This is a genomic window from Tardiphaga sp. GW821-FHT12E02 (genome assembly GCF_058807155.1).
Map to the genome: position 1 here is coordinate 5,212,966 of NZ_JBXAQK010000001.1, position 20,067 is coordinate 5,233,032.

The window sequence follows — 20,067 nt, forward strand, 5'->3', positions numbered from 1 at the left end:
CCGGAAGCGCGCGCCCATGGAAGATTCCTCTCTTGAAGAAGTTGCTTATGACGGCCCATCCGGCGGCTGGGGCTCGCTCCGCGGCATTGCAAGCGTGTTCGGCAAGGAATGGGCGACGCCCGCCGCGCTGGAAACGCTGGCCCGCCAGAACAAGCCAGGCGGTTTCATGTGCGTATCATGCGCGTGGACAAAACCGGAGCACCCGCACCCACTAGAGTTTTGCGAAAATGGCGCCAAGGCCACGCTGTGGGAACTGACGTCACGCCGTTGCGATCCTGATTTCTTCGCAAAGCACAGCGTGAGTGAGCTGCGCGGATGGAGTGATTTCGATCTTGAGCAGACCGGGCGCCTTACACATCCGATGCGCCTCGACCCGGCAACCGACAGATATGTGCCGGTGCGATGGGACGATTCCTTTGCCGCTATTGGAGAAGAATTGAAGGCGCTCGATCCGAAATCGACGACCTTCTACGCGTCCGGGCGTGCCAGCCTGGAAACCGCCTATCTCTACGCGCTGTTCGCGCGCCTGTACGGCCACAACAACCTGCCCGACAGCTCGAACATGTGCCACGAGACCACGTCGGTTGGTCTAAAAAAGGTCATCGGCTCTCCCGTCGGCACCTGCGTTCTGAAGGATTTCAACGATTGCGACGCTCTGTTTTTCTTCGGCCAGAACACCGGCTCGAATAGCCCTCGTTTCCTGCACACCCTCAAGGATGCCGTCGAGCGCGGCTGCAAGATCGTCACCTTCAATCCCGTACGTGAAAAGGGCCTGATCGAATTCGTCGATCCACAAAACCCGATTCAGATGACAATCGGCAAGCCGACCAAGCTCTCCAGCCTGTATTTTCAAGTCCGTCCGGGCGGTGACATCGCCGCCATCATGGGCATTGTCAAACATGTGCTTGCCGCAGACGAACTGGCCCATGGCACAGGCCAACGCGTGCTCGATGTAGCGTTCATCGCTGAACACACGCACGGTTTCAAAGACTTTGTGAGCCAGGCGACAGAGTCCGACTGGGCCGATATCGAACGCGAATCCGGCTTGAGCCGCGATGATCTTGCGGAAGCCGCGGAGATCTACTGCAACGCCAAGAATGTCATCGGCGTCTACGGTATGGGCGTTACCCAGCACGTTCACGGCGCGGAGACGATCGGAATGCTGGTCAACTTGCTGATGCTCCGGGGCAATCTTGGGCGTCCAGGCGCAGGCATCTCGCCAGTACGTGGGCATTCCAATGTGCAGGGACAGCGTACAGTCGGCATCTCCGAAAAACCGGAGCTAGTGCCGCTCGACCATCTCGAACATCGTTTCTCCTTTAAGGCCCCTCGCGACAAGGGCCGTAACACGGTCGAGGTTTGCGAAGGCATTCTCGACGGCAGCGTCAAAGCCTTTATCGGACTCGGTGGCAATTTCCTGCGTGCCATTCCGGAACGGGAGCGCATGGAGGCTGCTTGGCCGACCATGCAGCTGACAGTCCAGATTGCCACCAAGCTCAATCGCAGCCATCTGATCAACGGTCGTGCCGCTTATCTCCTTCCCTGCCTCGGCCGGTCCGAAATCGATGAGCAGGCGGGAGGCCCGCAAACCGTGACCATGGAAGACTCCTTGAGCTGCGTGCATGGCTCCCGCGGCCACCGCGCGCCGGCCAGCGCTATGCTGCGGTCCGAACTTGCTATCGTTGCAGGCATCGCAAAAGCGACCCTGCCGAGCAATGCCGCCGTAGCCTGGGACGATTGGACGGCCGATTACGCCCAGGTTCGAGACCTAATCGAGGAAACCTATCCCGATCAGTTCAAGGACTTCAACGCGCGCATGTTCACGCCCGGCGGCTTTTACCGCGGCAACAAGGTGCGCGACCGCATCTGGCTGACCAAATCCGGCAAGGCCGACTTCACGCGTCCGCAGTCGCTGACGTCGATGGGCGTACCGGACAGGGATCGTCGTTTTCGCCTCATCACCATGCGGTCCAACGATCAGTTCAACACCACCATTTATGGCATGTCGGACCGATTGCGCGGCATTGAAGGCACGCGCGACGTGCTCCTGATGTGCCCCGATGATATCCGGCGCCACGATCTGGTGTCTGGACAGAAGGTCTCGTTGTTTTCTGATGCCGATGATGGAATCGAACGGCGTCTTGATGGTCTTGTGGTCACGCCGTTCGATCTGCCGCGTGGTTGCCTCGGTGCCTACTACCCAGAGGCCAATCCACTAATTCCGCTCTGGTACCACGACAAGATGTCGAAGACGCCAGCAGCGAAAGGCGTGCCGGTCCGCATTTCATCGGCGGATCCTGTGGCCTGATCGTCCCTGCCCTGCCCTAAATGTGACGGCTGGCTCGTCAAAATATTCATTTTCACTCAAGGACTCGACCAATGCCCAATCGTGCGCAGCAGATTTTCAAACCCGATTTTCGCTTCGGCCTCGGCGGCGTTTCACTCGGAAACGAGTTTAACAAACATACCGACAAAGAAGCCGAAGCCACTCTGGATGCGGCATGGGACGTTGGAATACGCTACTTCGATGTCGCGCCATGGTACGGGTTCGGCCTTTCCGAGCGTCGCTTTGGCCATTTCCTCCACAATAAGAATAGAAGTGACTACATCCTCTCGTCCAAAGTCGGAAAACTGTTCAAGGCGTCGAAGACCAACAGGCATGCGGAGATCTTCCCGTTCTCCGACTCCCCCAATGACGTGGTGTTTGACTACACCGCCGATGGCGTCCGCCGCTCAATCGAGGATAGCCTGCAGCGCCTCGGTGTGGATGCCCTGGACATCGCCTTTGTGCACGACATCTCGCCGGACTTCGCATACTTCCCGAATGGCTGGGAAGAGCAGTACGAAATCGCGCGCAAGGGCGCGTTTCCGGCACTCTCCAAAATGCGCGACGAAGGAATCATTCGGGCCTGGGGCATCGGCGTGAATACACCTGAGCCAATCTTGAAAGTCCTCGAAGATGCTGACCCCGATGTTTGCCTCTGCGCGAGGCAGTATTCATTAATCGATCATGCCACGGCCGTGAACGAGCTCTTTCCAGCTGTACGCGAGAAGAAGGTCTCCCTCGTCATCGGTTCCGCGCTTAATGCTGGCTTCGTGTCGGGGAGCGGCCGTTTCAACTACGGTGCGGAGAACTTCAAGATCCCTGTCTCAGCCATCGACAAACGCGAAAAGATTCGCGCCGTTGCGGCGCGTTTCGGCGTCGATCTGCGCACCGCCGCACTGCAGTTCTCAGCCGCCCCCGATGTGGCCGTCGCGTTGGTGGTGGGCGCACGAAGCCCGCAGCAGGTATCGGAAAACTACAATTCGATGCAAACCAAAATTGCGCCTGATTTCTGGGCGGCGCTGAGGGATCAGCAGCTGATCGACGCCAACGCCGCGATCCCGCAGCCGCCGTAGCGCTCCTGTGGTCGTTGCCTTGGAACTGAGCTGCTCGATCTTTGTCTTATTCTGCAGATGCAGAGCGGCATGTCTGCCGTCGATATGTTTTAGCGGAGACACTCATGCGTTTTACAATCAATGAGCGTCAGCTCGCAGCCGAGGTCGATATCCGGACGTCGCTCCTGGATTTGCTACGTGATCACCTCGACCTCACCGGCACCAAAAAGGGCTGCAACCAGGGTGCGTGCGGCGCGTGCACGGTCCTCGTTGACGGCGAGCGCATCAATAGTTGCCTTGCCCTTGCCGTTCAATATGAGGGGCGATCAATCACGACCATCGAGGGCCTGTCCGCGCCCGGATCGCTGCACCCATTACAGGAAGCCTTCGTCGCCCATGACGGTTTTCAGTGTGGTTATTGCACGCCCGGACAAATATGCTCGGCGGTCGGCATGGCCAGCGAACTCGAGCGTGGCATTCCCAGCCACGTCACCGAGGACCTCCATGCCGAAACCATCGAGCTCACCAGTGAGGAATTGCGCGAACGCATGAGCGGCAACATCTGCCGCTGCGGCGCCTACAATGGAATTGTAGACGCCATCAGTGAGACATTCGGCGCGCGTAGCACCAAGGCAGAAGCACGGGAGCGAGCCAAATGACCCCTTTCCTCTATGAACGCGCCTCTGACTCGCAAAAGGCCGTCGCATTGGGCGGGCGCACCGGTGCCAATTTCCTCGGCGGCGGGACCAATCTTGTCGATCTCATGCGAGAGACCATCGCCCGCCCGACATTGCTGGTGGATGTAACGAGCTTGTCGGGCGAGATCGAAGATCTCGATGACGGCAGCCTGAAGATTGGCGCCGGCGCAAAAAACACCGCAGTCGCTGCGGATCGGCGTGTACGAGACCGCTATCCGATGCTGAGCCAGGCAATTCTCGCCGGTGCGTCGGCGCAGATCCGCAACATGGCCACGGTTGGCGGCAACGTGCTGCAGAGAACCCGCTGCGCATACTTTTATGATGACGCAGCGGCCTGCAACAAGCGGCAGCCCGGCGACGGTTGCGACGCCATTGGCGGGTTTAACCGCTATCACGCAATCCTCGGCGCTTCATCGCATTGCATCGCCACCCACCCATCGGACATGTGCGTCGCGCTTGCGGCGCTGGATGCGTCCGTCGAAATACAGGGTCAAAACGGGGCGCGAACGGTGTCCTTGACCGATTTGCATCGTCTGCCGGGCGATACGCCTGAGATCGAAACCGTGCTCGTGTCGGGCGACCTCATCACTGCTGTCATCCTGCCCGCCAACGGCTTCGCGGTGCGCTCGGATTACCGCAAAGTCCGCGACCGCGCCAGTTACGCATTTGCCCTCATCTCCGTCGCCTCGGCGCTTGAGATCGACGGCTCGATCATCCGCGACGCACGGCTCGCGCTTGGCGGCGTTGCCCACAAGCCCTGGCGTGCCCACGCCGCAGAAGCGGCATTGAAAGGCCGACCGGCCACGGATGCCACCTTTCGCGACGCAGCCGAGGCCGAACTGGCAGCCGCCGAGGGCCTGCATGACAATGCCTTCAAGATCGACCTGGCAAAGCGCGTCATCGTGGATGCCTTTGTTAAGCTCGCGACGAACAAGGAGACCGCGAAATGAGCCTGGTTCAGGACGCCGTTCAGACCGTGATGAAAAAGGCCATTGCGCTTGCTCCCGACAGCTGGATGCCTGGCGGTGAGCCGGATCCCTTGATCCATGAGAAGCATGGCCACATTGGCAAGCCGGTCTCGCGGATTGACGGCCCGTTGAAAGTGTCCGGTCAGGCAAAATTCGCCGCCGAATACCCCATGCAGGGCCTGACTTACGCCGCGATCCATTTCTCGACCATTGCGCGTGGCCGCATCGCCAAGATAATCACTACCGAGGCAGAGGCCGCACCGGGCGTCGTTCTCGTCATGACCCATTTGAATGCGCCACGCCTTCATCACGCACCAGCTTTCGGCACCGATGCAAAGGCGGCGAGTGGCGATGATCTCGCGGTGATGCAGGACGACCGCATCCATTGGAATGGGCAGCCCGTAGCTGTTGTGCTGGCCGAGACGCAGGAACAGGCAGATTATGCGGAATCCCTAATCCGTATCCGCTATGAGGCCGAGCCAGGGTTTACTTCGCTGGAAGAAGCACGTGCGAAGGGTGCTGAGCCGGGCCAGTTCCAGGGCGAGCCGCTCAAGCTTGAAATCAAGAACGCCGAGAAGCTGTTTGCCGCTGCCCCCGTCAAGACCGACGCCATTTACCGGACCCCTGGCCACAATCACAACCCGATCGAGCTCCATGCGGCGACGCTCGTTTGGAACGGCGACGAACTGCGCATTCACGACGCGACGCAGGCGGTCGCGCATGCGGCCTGGACCTTGGCCAAGGTATTCGGAATCGACGAAAAACAGGTTCACGTCACATCGCCTTTCGTAGGCGGTGGTTTTGGCAGCAAGACATTGTGGCGCCATCAAATCCTGGCCGCCGCCGCTGCGAAAGTGGCGAAACGCCCGGTGCGGGTGGTGCTCTCGCGCGAAGGCGTCTTCCGCACGGTCGGCGGTCGAGCGATCACCGAGCAACGCGTCGCCATCGGTGCCCAACAGGATGGCGAATTCGACGCCATCATCCATACCGGTCTGACGGCCATGACGCCGCACAATACGATGACCGAACCATTTATTGTCGCCACACGTAGCCTCTACGCGGCCAAGAGCTTCAAGCTCGAGGTTGAGACTGTGAAGCTCAACATGGTCGCCAACACATTCATGCGTGCGCCCGGCGAGGCCGTCGGCACCTTTGCGCTCGAAAGCGCGATTGATGAACTCGCGGCCGAGCTCGGCATCGACCCGATCGCCCTTCGGTTGCGCAACGAGCCGAGGGAGGACCCGACCATGGGTCTTCCATTCTCCCAACGCGGAATCGTCGAGGCTTGGCGTACTGGTGCCGCCAAATTTGGTTGGGACGAGCGAAGCACGACGCCACGGACCTGTCAGGACGGCGAGTGGCTGGTCGGCCTCGGTTGCGCGACAGCGACATATCCCTACTACCGCATGCCCGGCGGCGCGGCCCGGATGACGGTCCATTCCGATGGGCGCGCGACTGTGTCCGTGGCGGCGCATGAGATGGGCATGGGAACTGCGACCGCACATACGCAGGTCGCTGCGGACCGGCTTGGCCTGTCGCTTGATCAGGTCGATTTCCGCTATGGCGACACGACGCTGCCAGGCGTCGTGCTCGCGGGTGGCTCACAGCAGACCGCAGCGGTTGGCGCCAGCGTTGCAGCCGCGCATCGTGCCCTCCTGACCGAGCTGTTGAAGCTCGCCGGCAACGACTCGCCGCTCGCTGGTCTAAGGCCAAATGAGATTGGAGGCATGGACGGAGCTCTTTGCGCCCTTGCCGATCCCGATCGGCGCGAGAGCTATTCTTCGATCCTGTCACGCGCGCAGCGCGACGAAGTCACCGTCGAAGCCGAGGCTCCGATGCCGATGGAAATCCAGCATTGGTCGATGCACAGCCACGGCGCGATGTTTTGTGAAGCACGCGTCAACACTGTGACCGGGGAGATCAGGATAAGCCGCTTCCTAGGCTCGTTCGATTGCGGCCGCATCATCAATCCGAAGACGGCTGCGAGCCAGTTCCGCGGAGGTATTGTCATGGGCCTCGGCCTGGCGCTGATGGAAGAAGCCCAGTTCGATGAACGATCAGGCCGCATCATGAACCCGTCGCTGGCCGAATATCACGTGCCGGTTCATATGGATGTGCCGGAGATCGAGGTGATATGGACCGACGAGCCGGACCCACACACACCGATGGGCGCGCGCGGGATCGGCGAGATCGGCATCACTGGCGTCGGTGCGGCGGTCGCCAATGCCATTTTCAATGCTACAGGCAAGCGCGTGCGCGATTTGCCGATAACGTTGGACAAAGTTCTTTAAGACCGACCGGATCCGCTGCAGCACGACCAGGGAATGCACCATGGACGACATCCAGATTTCAATTCTACTTGGACGTGCTGCTTTGAAGGTTTGGCCTCAGTTGCCTCCGGAGGCTCAGGAAATGTTATTCAAAGCCGCCACTGATGATGGCGTCATCGCAAACGCGCTTGGGACCTATCTGCACGACCATCATCCCCGGACGGCCCATCCGCCAAAGCCCACCGTTGTGGCATGAAGCATCAACAGCCGTACGGAAAACACACATCACAGATTCAAGGAATGGCTCAGGCGCGGCTCTCCTGAAGGTCGATGAGAGCAAGGCCGAGTTCGGCCCTTTTCTTGCGCCGCAGGCATGCTGGCGATTCCGTCACAACAACCTCGAGGGTTGGCCGCACCGTGCCCTTAACGAAGTGCCCGCCGCGGACAGATCCGTCGGCCAAGCCAAGCACCGCATGAAGATGCAGGCTGGCCTTGCCTGAATCATCTACTGCGACATCGCCGAGAAGACTCAGAACCTCGCTTGCTTCGGCGACCGGGATATTTTTGTAATTCTTTTTCTCGTATTCATAGAATGCGACCGTCGCGCGCTCGAATGCGCCAATCGCCGTCACCGAGGCAGCTTCAATGCCGGCGTCGTTGACATATTTCGTCAGCGTCTCAAATGCTTCCTCGCCCGTTTCCAGCACGACCACATGGGTCTTTACGCCATCGTCGTTGGAAACAATTTGACCCTTCATACGTCCTTCTCCGTTTTGATCCGAAAGATGAACGATGCCCGGATACCCTAGTTCCGAATGGGGTGAACCAAGTCCGACATTGTTCGTTGGACCTTGCATGCGCTGGGTGCCAACCGGCCGTAACGGAGATGGTGGACGCGACGATTTTGCCGGTTTCTCGCCGCGACAGCAACGCATCGGTACGCGTGGCAATCTGACCCGTTCCCAGCGCGTGCGCTTGTCTTTTAATATTGTTGTCGCATACGATACAGATCGTTGCGGCTACTATCTAAGTAGCGTCTTGCGGTCACGAACACCTGCTTCGGCATGTCCGAAGATGTCTACGGCCGCGCGCTGCGGCCTGACCTCATGATCCTTTCATCACTAGCTATGCTCAAAAGTCTGTCATGACCGGCGGTGATCTCGATCAGAGCATGGCTATCCTGACAAAACCATTCCCGATGGACGCGCTGGCGGCTGCTGGGAAGGCACTTCGGCTGCGCAAAGCTTAGGCGTGCAATGAGCTTTACTGCTCACGACGAACTCCGCTCGCTTGCAACCGTTTTCGGACGTGTACATCGGCCGTAGTAATGTTGCACTTACACCGAAGCTTGTGGTCGGCTATTCAGTCCGATCGATCGCAAATGAGTGGATTATGGTGTCTGATGACGTAGCGCCAAACGCCATGTCGGCTTTGCGCCACAAGCGGCCATTCCATATCGCCCGTTATGCGAATGTCCGAAAAAGTAGCCAAGCGGCTGCCACTTGCATTTCTTCGCATGATGGGCCAAATTAAGTTCCGCAGCTTCGCCAAAGGATCTTTGCCGTGCGCTGTGTGGGTCGCTCATTTATCGCACCCTGATTTCGGCGATGCCGAACCTGCCTTCCGGCGATGCCGGCTTTCCCCATGTCCCGGCGATGCCGGTCTCCCCTTTGTCTGCCGGCGATGCCGGGCACCTTTGCTTCGTTCGAGCGGATCGCTCTGCAAAGGACAAGCGCTTCGGGCTCGCGCTGCGACCAACCCGACGCACATCTCAAGTCTTCACATGAAAAACACGCAAAGCCGAGCTTTCGCGGAAGGATAATAAATGTATCCGATCATTAAATGCACCAAGGTTTCGGTCAGCAGCATCTCACCCAATGCCAACAACGCTCGAACTCATTCCAAGAAGCAAATCGGGCAAATTTCGCGCAGTATTCGGGAATTCGGCTTCACAAATCCGATTCTCGTCGACGAGCGCGGGATCATCATCGCAGGTCACGGCCGCTTCGAAGCGGCTAAAAGCCTCGGCCTTTCTGAAGTCCCAGCGATTACGATCACTGGTCTGTCCGAAGCTCGAAAACGGGCGTTGATGCTGGCCGACAACAAGATCGCGAGCAATGCGGGTTGGGATCGCGAGAAGCTCGCAATTGAGATCCCCGAGCTGACAGCTTTGCTCGAAATCGATGGCACCGATATCAGCCTCACCGGCTTCGAAATCCCCGAAATCGACCAGTTGATGGCCGATTTCGATGAGAATGGCCCTGACATCGTGGACACTTTTGAGGAACCGCCGACGACCGCTGTCTGTCAGACCGGCGATCTTTGGGTTCTCGGACCTCACCGCCTGCTCTGCGGTAACGCCAGAAGCGAAGCTGACCTCGATCGCTTGATGGCCGGAAGGTCTGCGTCGATGGCGTTTCTCGATCCGCCATACAACGTTGCGATTGCCTCTGTCGTTGGACGTGGCGACACGAAGCATCGAGAGTTTGCCGAAGCCTCAGGCGAACAGAGCTCGACCGAATTCACTGCCTTTCTCAGAACTGTTCTGGGCAACGCAAAGCGAGTCTCGGGCGGCGGTGCACTCCACTATGTCTGCATGGACTGGCGGCATGTGGGAGAGTTGATTGCTGCAGGAACGGCAGTTTACGACGATCACATCAATACAGCTATCTGGGTCAAAACGAATGCTGGCCAAGGTAGCTTCTACCGTAGTCAGCACGAAGAAGTTTTGGTGTTTCGTGTCGGCACAGAATCGCATCGCAACAACATCGAACTCGGGCGCCATGGCCGTTCGCGAAGCAATGTGTGGACCTATCCGGGAGCGAACACTTTCCGCAAAGGCCGAATGGACGATCTGCGCTGCCATCCGACCGTGAAGCCGGTCCAATTGGTCAGCGACGCCATGCGCGACTGCACCAAGCGACATGACATTGTGCTCGACACTTTCTTGCGGATCCGGGACGACAATCTTGGCTGCAGAGCGTGTCGGTCGACATGCATATATGATCGAAATCGATCCGGTCTATGTCGATGTCGCAATTCGCCGTTGGCAGGCCTTGACTGGGAAAGACGCCATCCATTTCGAAACCGGGAGCACGTATTACCAAGGTCGGGGCAGTCCCAGTATCCAGTATGAAGGCTCCCGTTTCGTGCCGGCCGGCCCCGGAGAGAAAGCCGGCACCGAGTGCCAAGGTCGGGCCGGAGTGGGGGCGAACCCGGTCTCCACTTGCAAACTGCTTAAAACCGGAATTCTGAAACCGTCGGTCAGAGACTTTTGGGATTTTGAGCGGACTTGGGGCCGGTAAACCGCCCAAAGACTTTCCGGAATGCGCAAACGCCGGCCAAATATGGGCCATTCTAGGCGAAATCGGCAATATGGCCGAATGCCCGGACTACGTGGCTGGGGCGGGAGGGATCGAACCTCCGCATGGGGGAATCAAAATCCCCTGCCTTACCGCTTGGCTACGCCCCAACGGCCAAAGCGCGGAAATGGCGGATGGTCCCGCAGCGCGCTTCGGCTCCGCCGGTCTATAGAGAGACATCCACGATTTCAACCACCTGGCGGCCATGTTCCACCATTCCCCCAGGCGCCTCTGGCATCCCGTCGCCTGGCCAAAACTGTCTGAAATGCGCCCTTTGGCGTGTTGAGGGCCGTCTCAAATCGTGGGAAGACGGCGGAAAGCTGAAAAATGTACCCAAAGAATCCTGGGAGCGAATGCCATGACCTACCGTGCGCCCATCAACGACATCCTGCTCGCCCTGAACCATGGCGCCGGTCTCCAGGCCGCCCTCAAGGCGGGCCATTATGGCGATTTCGATGCCGATATGACCGCCCAAGTGCTGGAAGAGGCCGGCCGCTTTGCCAGTGATGTGCTGGCGCCCCTGAACCGCATCGGCGACCAGAACGGAATCAAGCTCTCGGACAAGAAGGTGACGACCGCGCCGGGCTGGCCGGATGCTTATAAGCGCTGGACCGAAGCCGGCTGGAACGCCGTGTCCGGCCCCGAGGCTTTTGGCGGCCAGGGCCTGCCGCTGGCGGTCAATGCCGCCTGCACCGAGATCTGGAGCGCCTCGAACATGTCGTTCGGCCTCTGCCCGCTGCTTACGCTCTCGGCCATCGAGGCGCTGGACGCCCATGGCAGCGAAGAACTGAAGTCAATCTACCTGGAGAAGCTCGTGACCGGCGAATGGACCGGCACCATGCAGCTCACCGAGCCGCAGGCCGGCTCCGATGTCGGTGCGCTGCGCTCGCGCGCCGAGCGCCAGGCCGACGGCAGCTATCGCGTGTTCGGCACAAAGATCTTCATCACCTATGGTGATCACGACATGACCAATAACATCGTGCATTTCGTGCTTGCACGATTGCCCGATGCGCCTGCCGGCACCAAGGGCATCTCGCTGTTCCTGATCCCTAAATTCCTCGTCAATGCGGATGGCTCGCTCGGCGAGCGCAACGACATCTATGCCTCCGGTGTCGAGCATAAGCTTGGCATGCATGCCTCGCCCACCTGCACCATGACCATGGGCGATGCCGGCGGTGCGATCGGCTACCTGATCGGCGAGGAAAATCGGGGCATGCTGTGCATGTTCACGATGATGAACCAGGCCCGCCTCGGCGTTGGTCTCGAAGGCGTCGGTATTGCCGACCGCGCCTATCAGCAGGCGCTCGCTTTCGCGCAGGAGCGCAAGCAGGGCCGCGGTGTCGGCAGCAAGACCCAGGGGATGGACCCGATCATCGTCCACCCCGACGTCAAGCGCATGCTGATGCAGATGCGCTCGCTCACCGCCGCCGCACGCACCATCTGCTACGCTACTGCCGTCGCGCTCGACGTTGCCTCACGCTCCACCGATGCGGAGACGCGCACCAAGGCCGCAGCCCGCGGCGCGCTGCTCACGCCGATCGCAAAAGCATTCTCCACCGATATCGGCAACGAGGTTACCTCGCTCGGCGTGCAGATTCACGGCGGTATGGGTTTTATCGAAGAAACAGGCGCGGCCCAGCATTATCGCGATGCGCGCATCACAGCGATCTATGAAGGCACCAACGGCATCCAGTCCATCGATCTCGTGACCCGCAAGCTCGCGGCTGGCGGTGGCGCCTCCGTATGGGCGCTTCTCGACGAATTGAACGGCATCGTCGCCCGCGTCGAAGCCTCGAACGATCCTGCCTTCGGCACCACCGGGGCAAAGCTGCGCGATGCGCTCGGCGCACTGGAGCGATCCAGCAAATGGCTGCTGGAGAAAATGGCTTCGGCGCCGAATGACGCACTGGCCGGCGCCACGCCTTACATGCGCCTGTTCGCCTCGGCGCTTGGCGGCTGCATGCTGGCGAATGAAGCATTGGCCGCGCGCGAGAGCGAAGGCGATTCAGCGCGCTACGTGTCCGTCGCGCGCTTCTTTGCCGAGAATGTCGCGGTACAGGCCGGTTCGCTCGAACGCACGGTGATGGATTCCGCCGAAGCCGTGATGGCCGCTGACGCCGCACTGCTCGGCTGAGCGGTATTGATATCCAACTATCCGCCGGTTCGGATTGATGTAACATCCGGCCGGCAAGACCTATAAACGCGCAGTGCCGCGTGCACCACAATGAATTGGGGGACGCCATGACCGAACATCTGATCGTGACCGACGAAGAGGCGACGCGTGTCATCACGCTGCGGCGGCCCGAGAAGAAGAACGCGCTCACCCAGGACATGTATCGCGCCATGTCGGAGGCGATCGACACCGCGCAGAACAATCCGGATATCCGCTGCTTCATCATCACCGGCGGCTCCGGCGTTTTCACCGCCGGCAACGACCTGCAGGATTTTCTGAAGGACGGTACCGATACGCGTTCGGCAGACTTCCGCGCCTCCAACGCGATCAAGTTCCTGCATTCGCTGGCCCACAACACCAAGCCGATCATCGCAGCCGTGGACGGCATCGCCATCGGTATCGGCACCACGATGCTGTTCCACTGCGACTATGTGCTGGCTTCGACCACCGCGACCTTCACCACGCCCTTCATCCATCTCGGCCTGGTGCCGGAAGGCGCATCGAGCCTGCTATTCCCACGCACCATGGGTCACCAGCGCGCTTTCGCGACGCTGGTGATGGGCCGCACCATGCATGCCGAGGACGCGCGCACCGCCGGATTCGTCAATGAAGTGGTCGCGCCGGGGCATACCGAGGTCGAAGCCCGCAAGGTCGCCCGCGAGATCTGCGCGCTGCCGGCGGAAGCCGTCGCCATCTCGCGAAAACTGCTCAAACTGCCGCCGGAAGATCTTACTCGCCGCATCGATCAGGAAAGCCACCTGTTCGGCGAGCGCATGAAATCGCAGGAGGCCATCGCGGCTTTCCAGGCGTTTTTCACGCGCAAGAAGGCGTAACATTTTTGCGCTAAACGAGGCGGCATGACCCGATTTCACGCGATCATCGCCGCCGCCACGCTTCTTTGCAGCCCTGTTGCCCATGCTCAGACATCGACAGGACTGGTCGATGTCACCCTCCTCGCCATCAATGACTTTCACGGCAATCTGCGTCCTGCTCCCGGCGGCATCACCATCGATGATCCCGCAGACAAGACCAGGAAGATCACGGTGCCTGCCGGTGGCGCCGAGCATATGGCGACGCTGGTCCAGCAACTCCGCGCTGGCAAGAAACATACGGCCTTCGTCGCTGCCGGTGATCTGATCGGCGCGAGTCCATTTCTGTCAGCGCTTTTCCATGACGAGCCCACGATCGAGGCGTTGTCGATGATGGGGCTCGAGATCGCAGCCGTCGGCAATCACGAATTCGACGAAGGTCGTGACGAGTTGCTGCGCATGCAGCATGGCGGCTGCCATCCCATGGATGGCTGCAAGGGCCCGCATCCCTTTGCGGGCGCCACGTTCCGCTATCTCGCGGCCAGCACGATCGATACGAAGTCAGGCAAGCCGCTGCTGCCGCCCTACGAGATCCGAAGTTTCGATGGCATTCCCGTCGCCTTTATCGGGCTCACCTTGAAAGGCACTCCCAATCTCGTCGCGCCGCCGGGCATTGCCGGCCTCGAATTCCGCGACGAGGCCGAGACAGTCAACGCGCTGGTGCCGGAACTGAAGGCAAAAGGCGTCGAGGCCATCGTCGTGCTGATCCACGAAGGCGGCCTTCCCACCGGCGGCCTCAATGAGTGTCCAGGCATCTCCGGCCCGATCGTCGACATCGTCAAAAAATTCGACAAGGCGGTGGACGTCGTCGTCAGCGGCCACACCCATCGCGCTTACACTTGCGAGATCGATGGCCGCCTCGTCACCTCCGGCGACAAATACGGCACGCTGGTCACCACCATCGATATCAAGCTCGACCGCGCCACGCGCGACATCACCAGCGCAAAGGCCGACAACATCATCGTGCATACCTCGATTCCCGCCGATCCCTCGCAGACGGCATTGCTTGCCGCTTATGACAAGGTGGCGGCTCCTATCGCGGCGCGGCCTGCCGGCGCGATCACCGAGACGCTGTCGCGCATGCCGAACATGCAGACCGGCGAAAGCCCGCTGGGCAATGTGATTGCAGACGCGCATCTCGCCGCCACGTCGGCACCGGATCGCGGCCACGCCGTGATGGCCTTCACGAATCCGGGCGGCATTCGCAGCGATATCGTCAAGAAGTCCGACGCCGACGTTTCCTATGGCGATGTCTTCGCCGCCCAGCCGTTCCGCAACCAACTGGTGACGCTGACGCTCACCGGCGCTGAGATCAAGGCGATGTTGGAGCAGCAATGGCGCGACCCGAGGCGCCCGCGGATTCTGCAAGTCTCGAGAGGGTTCAGCTATGCGTGGGACAATGCCGGCAGCGACGGCCACCGCATCATCGCAGAAAGCATGAAGCTTGGCGGGACACCGATCGATCCCGCAGCCCCTTATCGCGTCACGGTCAACAATTTCCTCGCCGTCGGCGGCGACGGATTCACGGTGCTGAAGGACGGCAAGGATGCAATCATCGGCGTCTACGACGTCGATGCATTGAGTATATATCTGCGCAGCAACAGTCCCGTCGCGCCGGGACCGCTCGACCGGATTTCGAGAGTGAACTAGCCAACCGCCGGACGGACGCCACGCACTAGCGCGACGCCTGTTTGCCATCGATGAAACTGACCTCGACGCCCTTCTTCACGGCAGCGGCAATCCGTTCGGCATCCCAGTTGGTCAACCGGACGCAGCCGTGACTGTCGCTCTTGCTGACACGCGAGGGATCGGAGGTGCCATGAATGCCATAGCTCTTCTCGGACAACCCGATCCACATGGCACCCACCGGATTGTTTGGACCACCGGCAATCGTGAACGGCTTTTTGCTCTCGACGCCCTTGAACTTGTATTTCGGGTCGTACCGATAGACCGGGTTGGCGTGGATCGACGTCACCTTCAGCACGCCCGACGGCGTCGGCTTCTCGTCGCTGCCCACACTGGCGGGATAAAAGGCCAGCAGCGCGCCGTCCTTGCCAAAGGCCTTCACCGTCTGGCGCACCTTGTCGACCTCCAGACGCGCAGCCTTGTCAGGCTTGCGGTCCGATAATTTGACGATGGTGACCGTCTCACCCGCCTTCTCAAACTTCGCCTTCGGATTGAGGATTTCGAGCAGGTCGCGGCTCATATGAAAACGCTCGGCCAGCGCCTCCCCGACGTCCGTGAAACCGAGCGTCTTCAGCGATTTCATGTCTTCCATCTTCACCGGCAGCTTATCGATGAAAGGCCCGGCGATATCCTTGTCCGTGAGCGTGTAGTCGGTGAGGACGGGCTCGCTGCTCGTCGCCTGCAGCTTCTCCCAGATCTCCGGCGTCAGAACTTTTGTCGCTGGCAGGCTGTTGGCCTCGGCAAAGGCAACAAGCGCCTTTTCAACATTGTCTCCGAACAGGCCGTCGATTTCACCGGGCGAGAAGTGAATCCTGTCGAGCAGAACCTGCACCTTGACGGCCAGCGGATGCTCCTTGGCGTCGGACGGGAGTTTTCCGGTGAAGGTTGCCGCGTTGATGGCCTCGGCCGTGAAGGCCTTCTTGTCCTTCGCGAAAGCGGGCGCAGCGGCGAGGAGCGCAAAAGCAATGGCAATCGATGTTGTGCGCATGGTCCTCACCCGGCCGTTGGTTCTCGGCGGTATTAACGGCGGGTGAGGCTCGCGGGTTCCGTGACGGAATACGCTAATAAATCGATGGCTCCTTCACGGGGCCCCCGAAATCGCTACGCAAAAAGTCGAAATCGCATCCCTCATTGGCCTGCTGGATGTGCTTCGAGAACATCCAGCCATAGCCGCGCTCGTAATTCTTCTCGGGCGCCTGCCAGGCAGCACGGCGCTTCGCCATCTCCGCCTCGGAAATATCGAGATTAATCGTGCGCGCGTCCACATCCAGCGTGATCATGTCGCCATTCTGCACCAGCGCCAGCGGGCCGCCGATAAAGGACTCCGGCGCCACATGCAGGATGCAGGCGCCGTAACTGGTGCCGCTCATGCGGGCGTCGGAGATACGCACCATGTCGCGCACGCCCTGCTTCACGAGTTTTTTCGGGATCGGCAGCATGCCCCATTCCGGCATGCCCGGCCCGCCCTGCGGCCCGGCATTGCGCAGGATCAAGACATGGTCCGCGGTCACGTCGAGGCTCTCGTCATCGACCGCTTTCTTCATGCTCGGATAGTCATCGAACACGAGAGCCGGGCCGGTATGCTTGAGGAAGCGCGGATCGCAGGCGCTCGGCTTGATAACGCAGCCGTCCGGCGCGAGATTGCCCTTCAGCACCGCAAGTGCGCCTTCCGCATAGATCGGATCGTTTACCGTGCGGATGACATCGTCATTATGCACCTCGGCGCCGGCAATGTTCTCACCCAGTGTTTGGCCGGTGACGGTCATGACGTCGAGATGCAGATGCTCCTTGATGCGGTTCATCAGGCCCGGCAGACCGCCCGCATAGAAGAAATCCTCCATCAGATAGGTGTCGCCGGATGGCCGCACATTGGCGATGACCGGCACCTTGCGGCTGGCAATCTCGAAATCATCGAGGCCGATATCCTGACCGGCGCGACGCGCCTGCGCGATCAGATGGATGATGGCGTTGGTCGAACAGCCCATGGCCATCGCCACGGTGATGGCATTCTCGAACGCCTTGCGCGTCTGGATTTTGGCTGGCGTAAGATCCTCCCACACCATTTCAACAATGCGCCGTCCGCAAGCCGATGCCATGCGGATATGGCCGGCGTCCGCGGCGGGGATCGACGACGCGCCAGGCAGCGACATGCCGATCGATTCCGCAATCGCCGTCATGGTCGAGGCCGTGCCCATGGTCATGCAGGTGCCGTAGCTGCGCGCAATGCCGCCTTCGACTTCCAGCCATTCCTTCTCGGAAATATTGCCCGCGCGACGCTCATCCCAGTATTTCCAGCCGTCTGAGCCGGAGCCGAGCGTCTTGCCCTTCCAGTTGCCGCGCAGCATCGGGCCGGCCGGCAGATAGATCGCGGGATAGCCAGCCGACGTGGCACCCAGCAGCAGCCCCGGCGTGGTCTTGTCGCAACCGCCCATCAAGACAACGCCATCGACGGGATGCCCGCGCAGCAATTCCTCCGCGTCCATGGCCAGCATGTTGCGATAGAGCATGGTGGTCGGCTTGAGAAAGCTCTCGGACAGCGACAGCGCCGGCAACTCCATCGGGAAACCACCCGCCATCAGGATGCCGCGCTTCACATCATCCACACGTGTCTTGAAATGCATATGGCACGGCTGCGCCTCGGACCACGTATTGAGGATGGCGATGACAGGCCGCCCCTTCCACTCCTCCGGCGCATAGCCTTGCTGCATCGCGCGCGAGCGATGGCCGAATGAGCGCAGATCGTCCGGCGCGAACCAGCGGGCGCTGCGGAGCTGGTCGGGGGTCTTGCGAGACATGGTTTCTTCCCTTGGATAGCCGGTTGATCCGGATGTTTGTTGATCGCTCAATCGTCGTCCCCGCGAAGGCGGGGACCCATGGACATCGTCAGCGCGAGTGAAGCGGCAGAACCGCAATGCTGATGTTCAGACTATCTCCGGTGTGTATGAGTCCCCGCTTTCGCGGGGACGACAACGGAGTTACTTCGCAAACACCTTCGAAATCGCCGCCTGCGCGTCACCCTGGATCTGCTTCAGATGTCCTTCGCTGCGGAAGCTCTCGGCATAGATCTTGTAGACATCCTCGGTGCCAGAGGGACGCGCGGCAAACCAGCCATTTGCCGTGCTCACCTTGATGCCGCCAAAGCTCTGATCGTTGCCTGATGCCTTGCTCTCGGTGACCGTCACGAGATCACCGGCAAGCTCCGTCATGCCAATCTGCTCAGGCGTCACTTTCTTCAGCACGTTCTTCTGCTCCGGCGTCGCCACGGCATCGATACGCTCGTAATACGGCGTGCCGAACTCCTGCGTCAGCTTCTCGAAACGCTGGCTCGGATTCTCTTTGGTCACTGCAGTGATCTCAGCGGCGAGCAGACCGAGAATGAGACCATCCTTGTCGGTGGTCCACACCGTGCCATCCTTGCGCAGGAACGAGGCGCCCGCACTCTCCTCGCCGCCGAAGCCGAAAGAGCCATCGACGAGGCCGTTGACGAACCATTTGAAGCCCACCGGTGTCTCCACCAGCTTTCGGCCGAGCCTCTTGACCACGCGGTCGATGATGGCGCTGGACACGATCGTCTTGCCCACCGCAGCATCCTTGCGCCAGTGCGGGCGATGCGCGAACAGATAATCGATCGATGTTGCCAGATAGTGGTTCGGATTCATCAGCCCGCCGGTGCGCGTAACGATGCCGTGGCGATCCGCGTCGGTATCATTGGCGAAAGCGACGTCGAACTTGTCGCGCATATGGATCAGCGGCGCCATCGCGTAAGGCGACGAGCAGTCCATGCGAATCTTGCCATCCCAATCCAGCGTCATGAAGCGGAAGGTCGGATCGATAGCGGTGTTCACGATGGTGGCGTCGAGCCTGTAGCGCTCGATCACCGGCTCCCAGTAATGCACACCTGCGCCGCCGAGCGGATCGATGCCGATCTTCACGCCCGCGTTTCGGATCGCATCCATGTCTACGACATTGGCGAGATCGCTCACATAGGGCGTGATGTAGTCATACGGCTTGACGAATGCGGACGCACGCGCGCGCGCAAGCGGGATGCGCTTGACACCGGCCATATTGGCTTCGAGGAAGCCGTTGGCGGCTTTTTCCATCAGGCCGGTGATATCGGTATCGGCCGGGCCACCATTGGGCGGATTATATTTGAAGCCGCCGTCTTCCGGCGGATTGTGCGAGGGCGTGACGACGACGCCATCCGCCAGGCCGGAAGTACGGCCCTTATTGTAGGTCAGGATAGCGTGGGAGATCACCGGGGTCGGCGTATAGCCGCCGTCCTTGTCGACCATCACAGTCACGCCATTGGCGGCGAACACTTCCAGCGCCGAGACCAGCGCCGGCTCGGCCAGTGCATGGGTGTCGATGCCAAGAAACAGCGGTCCGTCGATGCCGGCGCTCTTGCGGTAGTCGCAGATCGCCTGGCTGACGGCCAGGATATGATTTTCGTTGAAGGAATTATGCAGTGCCGAGCCACGATGACCGGAGGTGCCGAAGGCGACGCGCTGGGTGGAGACCGCAGGATCCGGCTTACCGGCAAAATAGGCCGAGACCAGCCGCGGCACGTTCACCAGCCGAGAGGGATCGATCGGTTGTCCGGCTTTGGGATCAACGTGGGCAGCCATGAATTCTCCTTCGCAAGCCAAAAACCCCGGCAACCGCA

Annotated in this window: 14 protein-coding genes and 1 tRNA gene; 10 read left to right on the forward strand and 5 right to left on the reverse strand. The window is 60.4% G+C overall.

From position 1 onward, the window contains the following. Positions 1-16: 16 nt before the first annotated feature. From AC1RQ5_RS24530 to AC1RQ5_RS24555, 6 genes are all read left to right on the forward strand, one after another. Positions 17-2,308 carry an FdhF/YdeP family oxidoreductase gene (locus tag AC1RQ5_RS24530; protein WP_493202449.1) on the forward strand — a complete coding sequence of 764 codons (2,292 nt, stop codon included), beginning with the start codon at positions 17-19 and terminating at the stop codon, positions 2,306-2,308. A gap of 71 nt (positions 2,309-2,379) precedes the next feature. Continuing rightward, the gene (locus tag AC1RQ5_RS24535) at positions 2,380-3,399 is read left to right on the forward strand and encodes an aldo/keto reductase (RefSeq protein ID WP_493202451.1); all 1,020 of its coding nucleotides are present in this window, start codon (positions 2,380-2,382) and stop codon (positions 3,397-3,399) included. Between the two features lie 104 nt (positions 3,400-3,503). Next, positions 3,504-4,037 (forward strand): 2Fe-2S iron-sulfur cluster-binding protein, encoded by a 534-nt coding sequence (locus AC1RQ5_RS24540; RefSeq protein ID WP_493202452.1) that lies wholly within the window; start codon positions 3,504-3,506, stop codon positions 4,035-4,037. Beyond that, positions 4,034-5,026, forward strand: a complete 993-nt coding sequence (locus AC1RQ5_RS24545) for an FAD binding domain-containing protein (protein WP_493202454.1) — start codon at positions 4,034-4,036, stop codon at positions 5,024-5,026. The genes AC1RQ5_RS24540 and AC1RQ5_RS24545 overlap by 4 nt, the downstream gene beginning before the upstream one ends. Beyond that, positions 5,023-7,335 carry a xanthine dehydrogenase family protein molybdopterin-binding subunit gene (locus tag AC1RQ5_RS24550; protein ID WP_493202455.1) on the forward strand — a complete coding sequence of 771 codons (2,313 nt, stop codon included), beginning with the start codon at positions 5,023-5,025 and terminating at the stop codon, positions 7,333-7,335. Before AC1RQ5_RS24545 ends, AC1RQ5_RS24550 begins: the two co-directional genes overlap by 4 nt. Positions 7,336-7,375: 40 nt before the next feature. Continuing rightward, positions 7,376-7,570: a hypothetical protein gene (locus AC1RQ5_RS24555; protein ID WP_493202456.1), complete on the forward strand. Its 195-nt coding sequence runs from the start codon at positions 7,376-7,378 to the stop codon at positions 7,568-7,570. A gap of 49 nt (positions 7,571-7,619) precedes the next feature. On the opposite strand, the gene AC1RQ5_RS24560 is transcribed toward AC1RQ5_RS24555, so the two are convergent. After that, positions 7,620-8,072: a PPC domain-containing DNA-binding protein gene (locus AC1RQ5_RS24560; RefSeq protein ID WP_398477980.1), complete on the reverse strand. Its 453-nt coding sequence runs from the start codon at positions 8,070-8,072 to the stop codon at positions 7,620-7,622. Between the two features lie 1,067 nt (positions 8,073-9,139). Between AC1RQ5_RS24560 and AC1RQ5_RS24565 the strand changes: the two genes are divergently transcribed. Then, positions 9,140-10,450 (forward strand): site-specific DNA-methyltransferase, encoded by a 1,311-nt coding sequence (locus tag AC1RQ5_RS24565; RefSeq protein WP_493202458.1) that lies wholly within the window; start codon positions 9,140-9,142, stop codon positions 10,448-10,450. A gap of 261 nt (positions 10,451-10,711) precedes the next feature. On the opposite strand, the gene AC1RQ5_RS24570 is transcribed toward AC1RQ5_RS24565, so the two are convergent. Further along, positions 10,712-10,786, reverse strand: a tRNA-Gln gene (locus tag AC1RQ5_RS24570). A 248-nt stretch (positions 10,787-11,034) separates the two neighbouring features. On the opposite strand from AC1RQ5_RS24570, the gene AC1RQ5_RS24575 reads away from it, so the two are divergent. The 3 genes from AC1RQ5_RS24575 to AC1RQ5_RS24585 all read left to right on the forward strand — a co-directional run bounded on the left by AC1RQ5_RS24575 (position 11,035) and on the right by AC1RQ5_RS24585 (position 15,368). After that, complete coding sequence (locus AC1RQ5_RS24575) at positions 11,035-12,810, forward strand: acyl-CoA dehydrogenase family protein (RefSeq protein ID WP_493202459.1); 1,776 nt, start codon at positions 11,035-11,037, stop codon at positions 12,808-12,810. A gap of 107 nt (positions 12,811-12,917) precedes the next feature. Beyond that, positions 12,918-13,682, forward strand: coding sequence for a crotonase/enoyl-CoA hydratase family protein (locus AC1RQ5_RS24580; RefSeq protein ID WP_398484011.1), 765 nt, complete (start codon positions 12,918-12,920; stop codon positions 13,680-13,682). 24 nt (positions 13,683-13,706) lie between these two features. Further along, the gene (locus AC1RQ5_RS24585) at positions 13,707-15,368 is read left to right on the forward strand and encodes a bifunctional metallophosphatase/5'-nucleotidase (RefSeq protein ID WP_493202461.1); all 1,662 of its coding nucleotides are present in this window, start codon (positions 13,707-13,709) and stop codon (positions 15,366-15,368) included. Positions 15,369-15,393: 25 nt separating this feature from the next. Here the strand turns inward: AC1RQ5_RS24585 and AC1RQ5_RS24590 are convergent, their stop codons facing one another. The 3 genes from AC1RQ5_RS24590 to pgm form a co-directional block, all read right to left on the reverse strand. After that, positions 15,394-16,392, reverse strand: a complete 999-nt coding sequence (locus tag AC1RQ5_RS24590; RefSeq protein WP_493202463.1) for a L,D-transpeptidase family protein — start codon at positions 16,390-16,392, stop codon at positions 15,394-15,396. A gap of 73 nt (positions 16,393-16,465) precedes the next feature. Then, a complete protein-coding gene (gene araD / locus AC1RQ5_RS24595) occupies positions 16,466-18,199 on the reverse strand; it encodes an L-arabinonate dehydratase (RefSeq protein WP_493202465.1) in 1,734 nt (577 codons plus the stop codon). Between the two features lie 180 nt (positions 18,200-18,379). Beyond that, positions 18,380-20,029 (reverse strand): phosphoglucomutase (alpha-D-glucose-1,6-bisphosphate-dependent), encoded by a 1,650-nt coding sequence (gene pgm / locus AC1RQ5_RS24600; protein WP_493202467.1) that lies wholly within the window; start codon positions 20,027-20,029, stop codon positions 18,380-18,382. Positions 20,030-20,067: the final 38 nt, after the last annotated feature.

What these genes read in the sequence shown, in the direction of transcription:
- AC1RQ5_RS24585 (WP_493202461.1), top strand. Translation starts at nt 13,707, where the DNA reads ATGACCCGATTTCACGCGATCATCGCCGCCGCCACGCTTCTTTGCAGC.
- AC1RQ5_RS24580 (WP_398484011.1), top strand. Translation starts at nt 12,918, where the DNA reads ATGACCGAACATCTGATCGTGACCGACGAAGAGGCGACGCGTGTCATC.
- pgm (WP_493202467.1), bottom strand. Translation starts at nt 20,029, where the DNA reads ATGGCTGCCCACGTTGATCCCAAAGCCGGACAACCGATCGATCCCTCT.
- AC1RQ5_RS24555 (WP_493202456.1), top strand. Translation starts at nt 7,376, where the DNA reads ATGGACGACATCCAGATTTCAATTCTACTTGGACGTGCTGCTTTGAAG.
- AC1RQ5_RS24540 (WP_493202452.1), top strand. Translation starts at nt 3,504, where the DNA reads ATGCGTTTTACAATCAATGAGCGTCAGCTCGCAGCCGAGGTCGATATC.
- AC1RQ5_RS24575 (WP_493202459.1), top strand. Translation starts at nt 11,035, where the DNA reads ATGACCTACCGTGCGCCCATCAACGACATCCTGCTCGCCCTGAACCAT.
- AC1RQ5_RS24560 (WP_398477980.1), bottom strand. Translation starts at nt 8,072, where the DNA reads ATGAAGGGTCAAATTGTTTCCAACGACGATGGCGTAAAGACCCATGTG.
- AC1RQ5_RS24530 (WP_493202449.1), top strand. Translation starts at nt 17, where the DNA reads ATGGAAGATTCCTCTCTTGAAGAAGTTGCTTATGACGGCCCATCCGGC.
- araD (WP_493202465.1), bottom strand. Translation starts at nt 18,199, where the DNA reads ATGTCTCGCAAGACCCCCGACCAGCTCCGCAGCGCCCGCTGGTTCGCG.
- AC1RQ5_RS24545 (WP_493202454.1), top strand. Translation starts at nt 4,034, where the DNA reads ATGACCCCTTTCCTCTATGAACGCGCCTCTGACTCGCAAAAGGCCGTC.
- AC1RQ5_RS24535 (WP_493202451.1), top strand. Translation starts at nt 2,380, where the DNA reads ATGCCCAATCGTGCGCAGCAGATTTTCAAACCCGATTTTCGCTTCGGC.
- AC1RQ5_RS24565 (WP_493202458.1), top strand. Translation starts at nt 9,140, where the DNA reads ATGTATCCGATCATTAAATGCACCAAGGTTTCGGTCAGCAGCATCTCA.
- AC1RQ5_RS24550 (WP_493202455.1), top strand. Translation starts at nt 5,023, where the DNA reads ATGAGCCTGGTTCAGGACGCCGTTCAGACCGTGATGAAAAAGGCCATT.
- AC1RQ5_RS24590 (WP_493202463.1), bottom strand. Translation starts at nt 16,392, where the DNA reads ATGCGCACAACATCGATTGCCATTGCTTTTGCGCTCCTCGCCGCTGCG.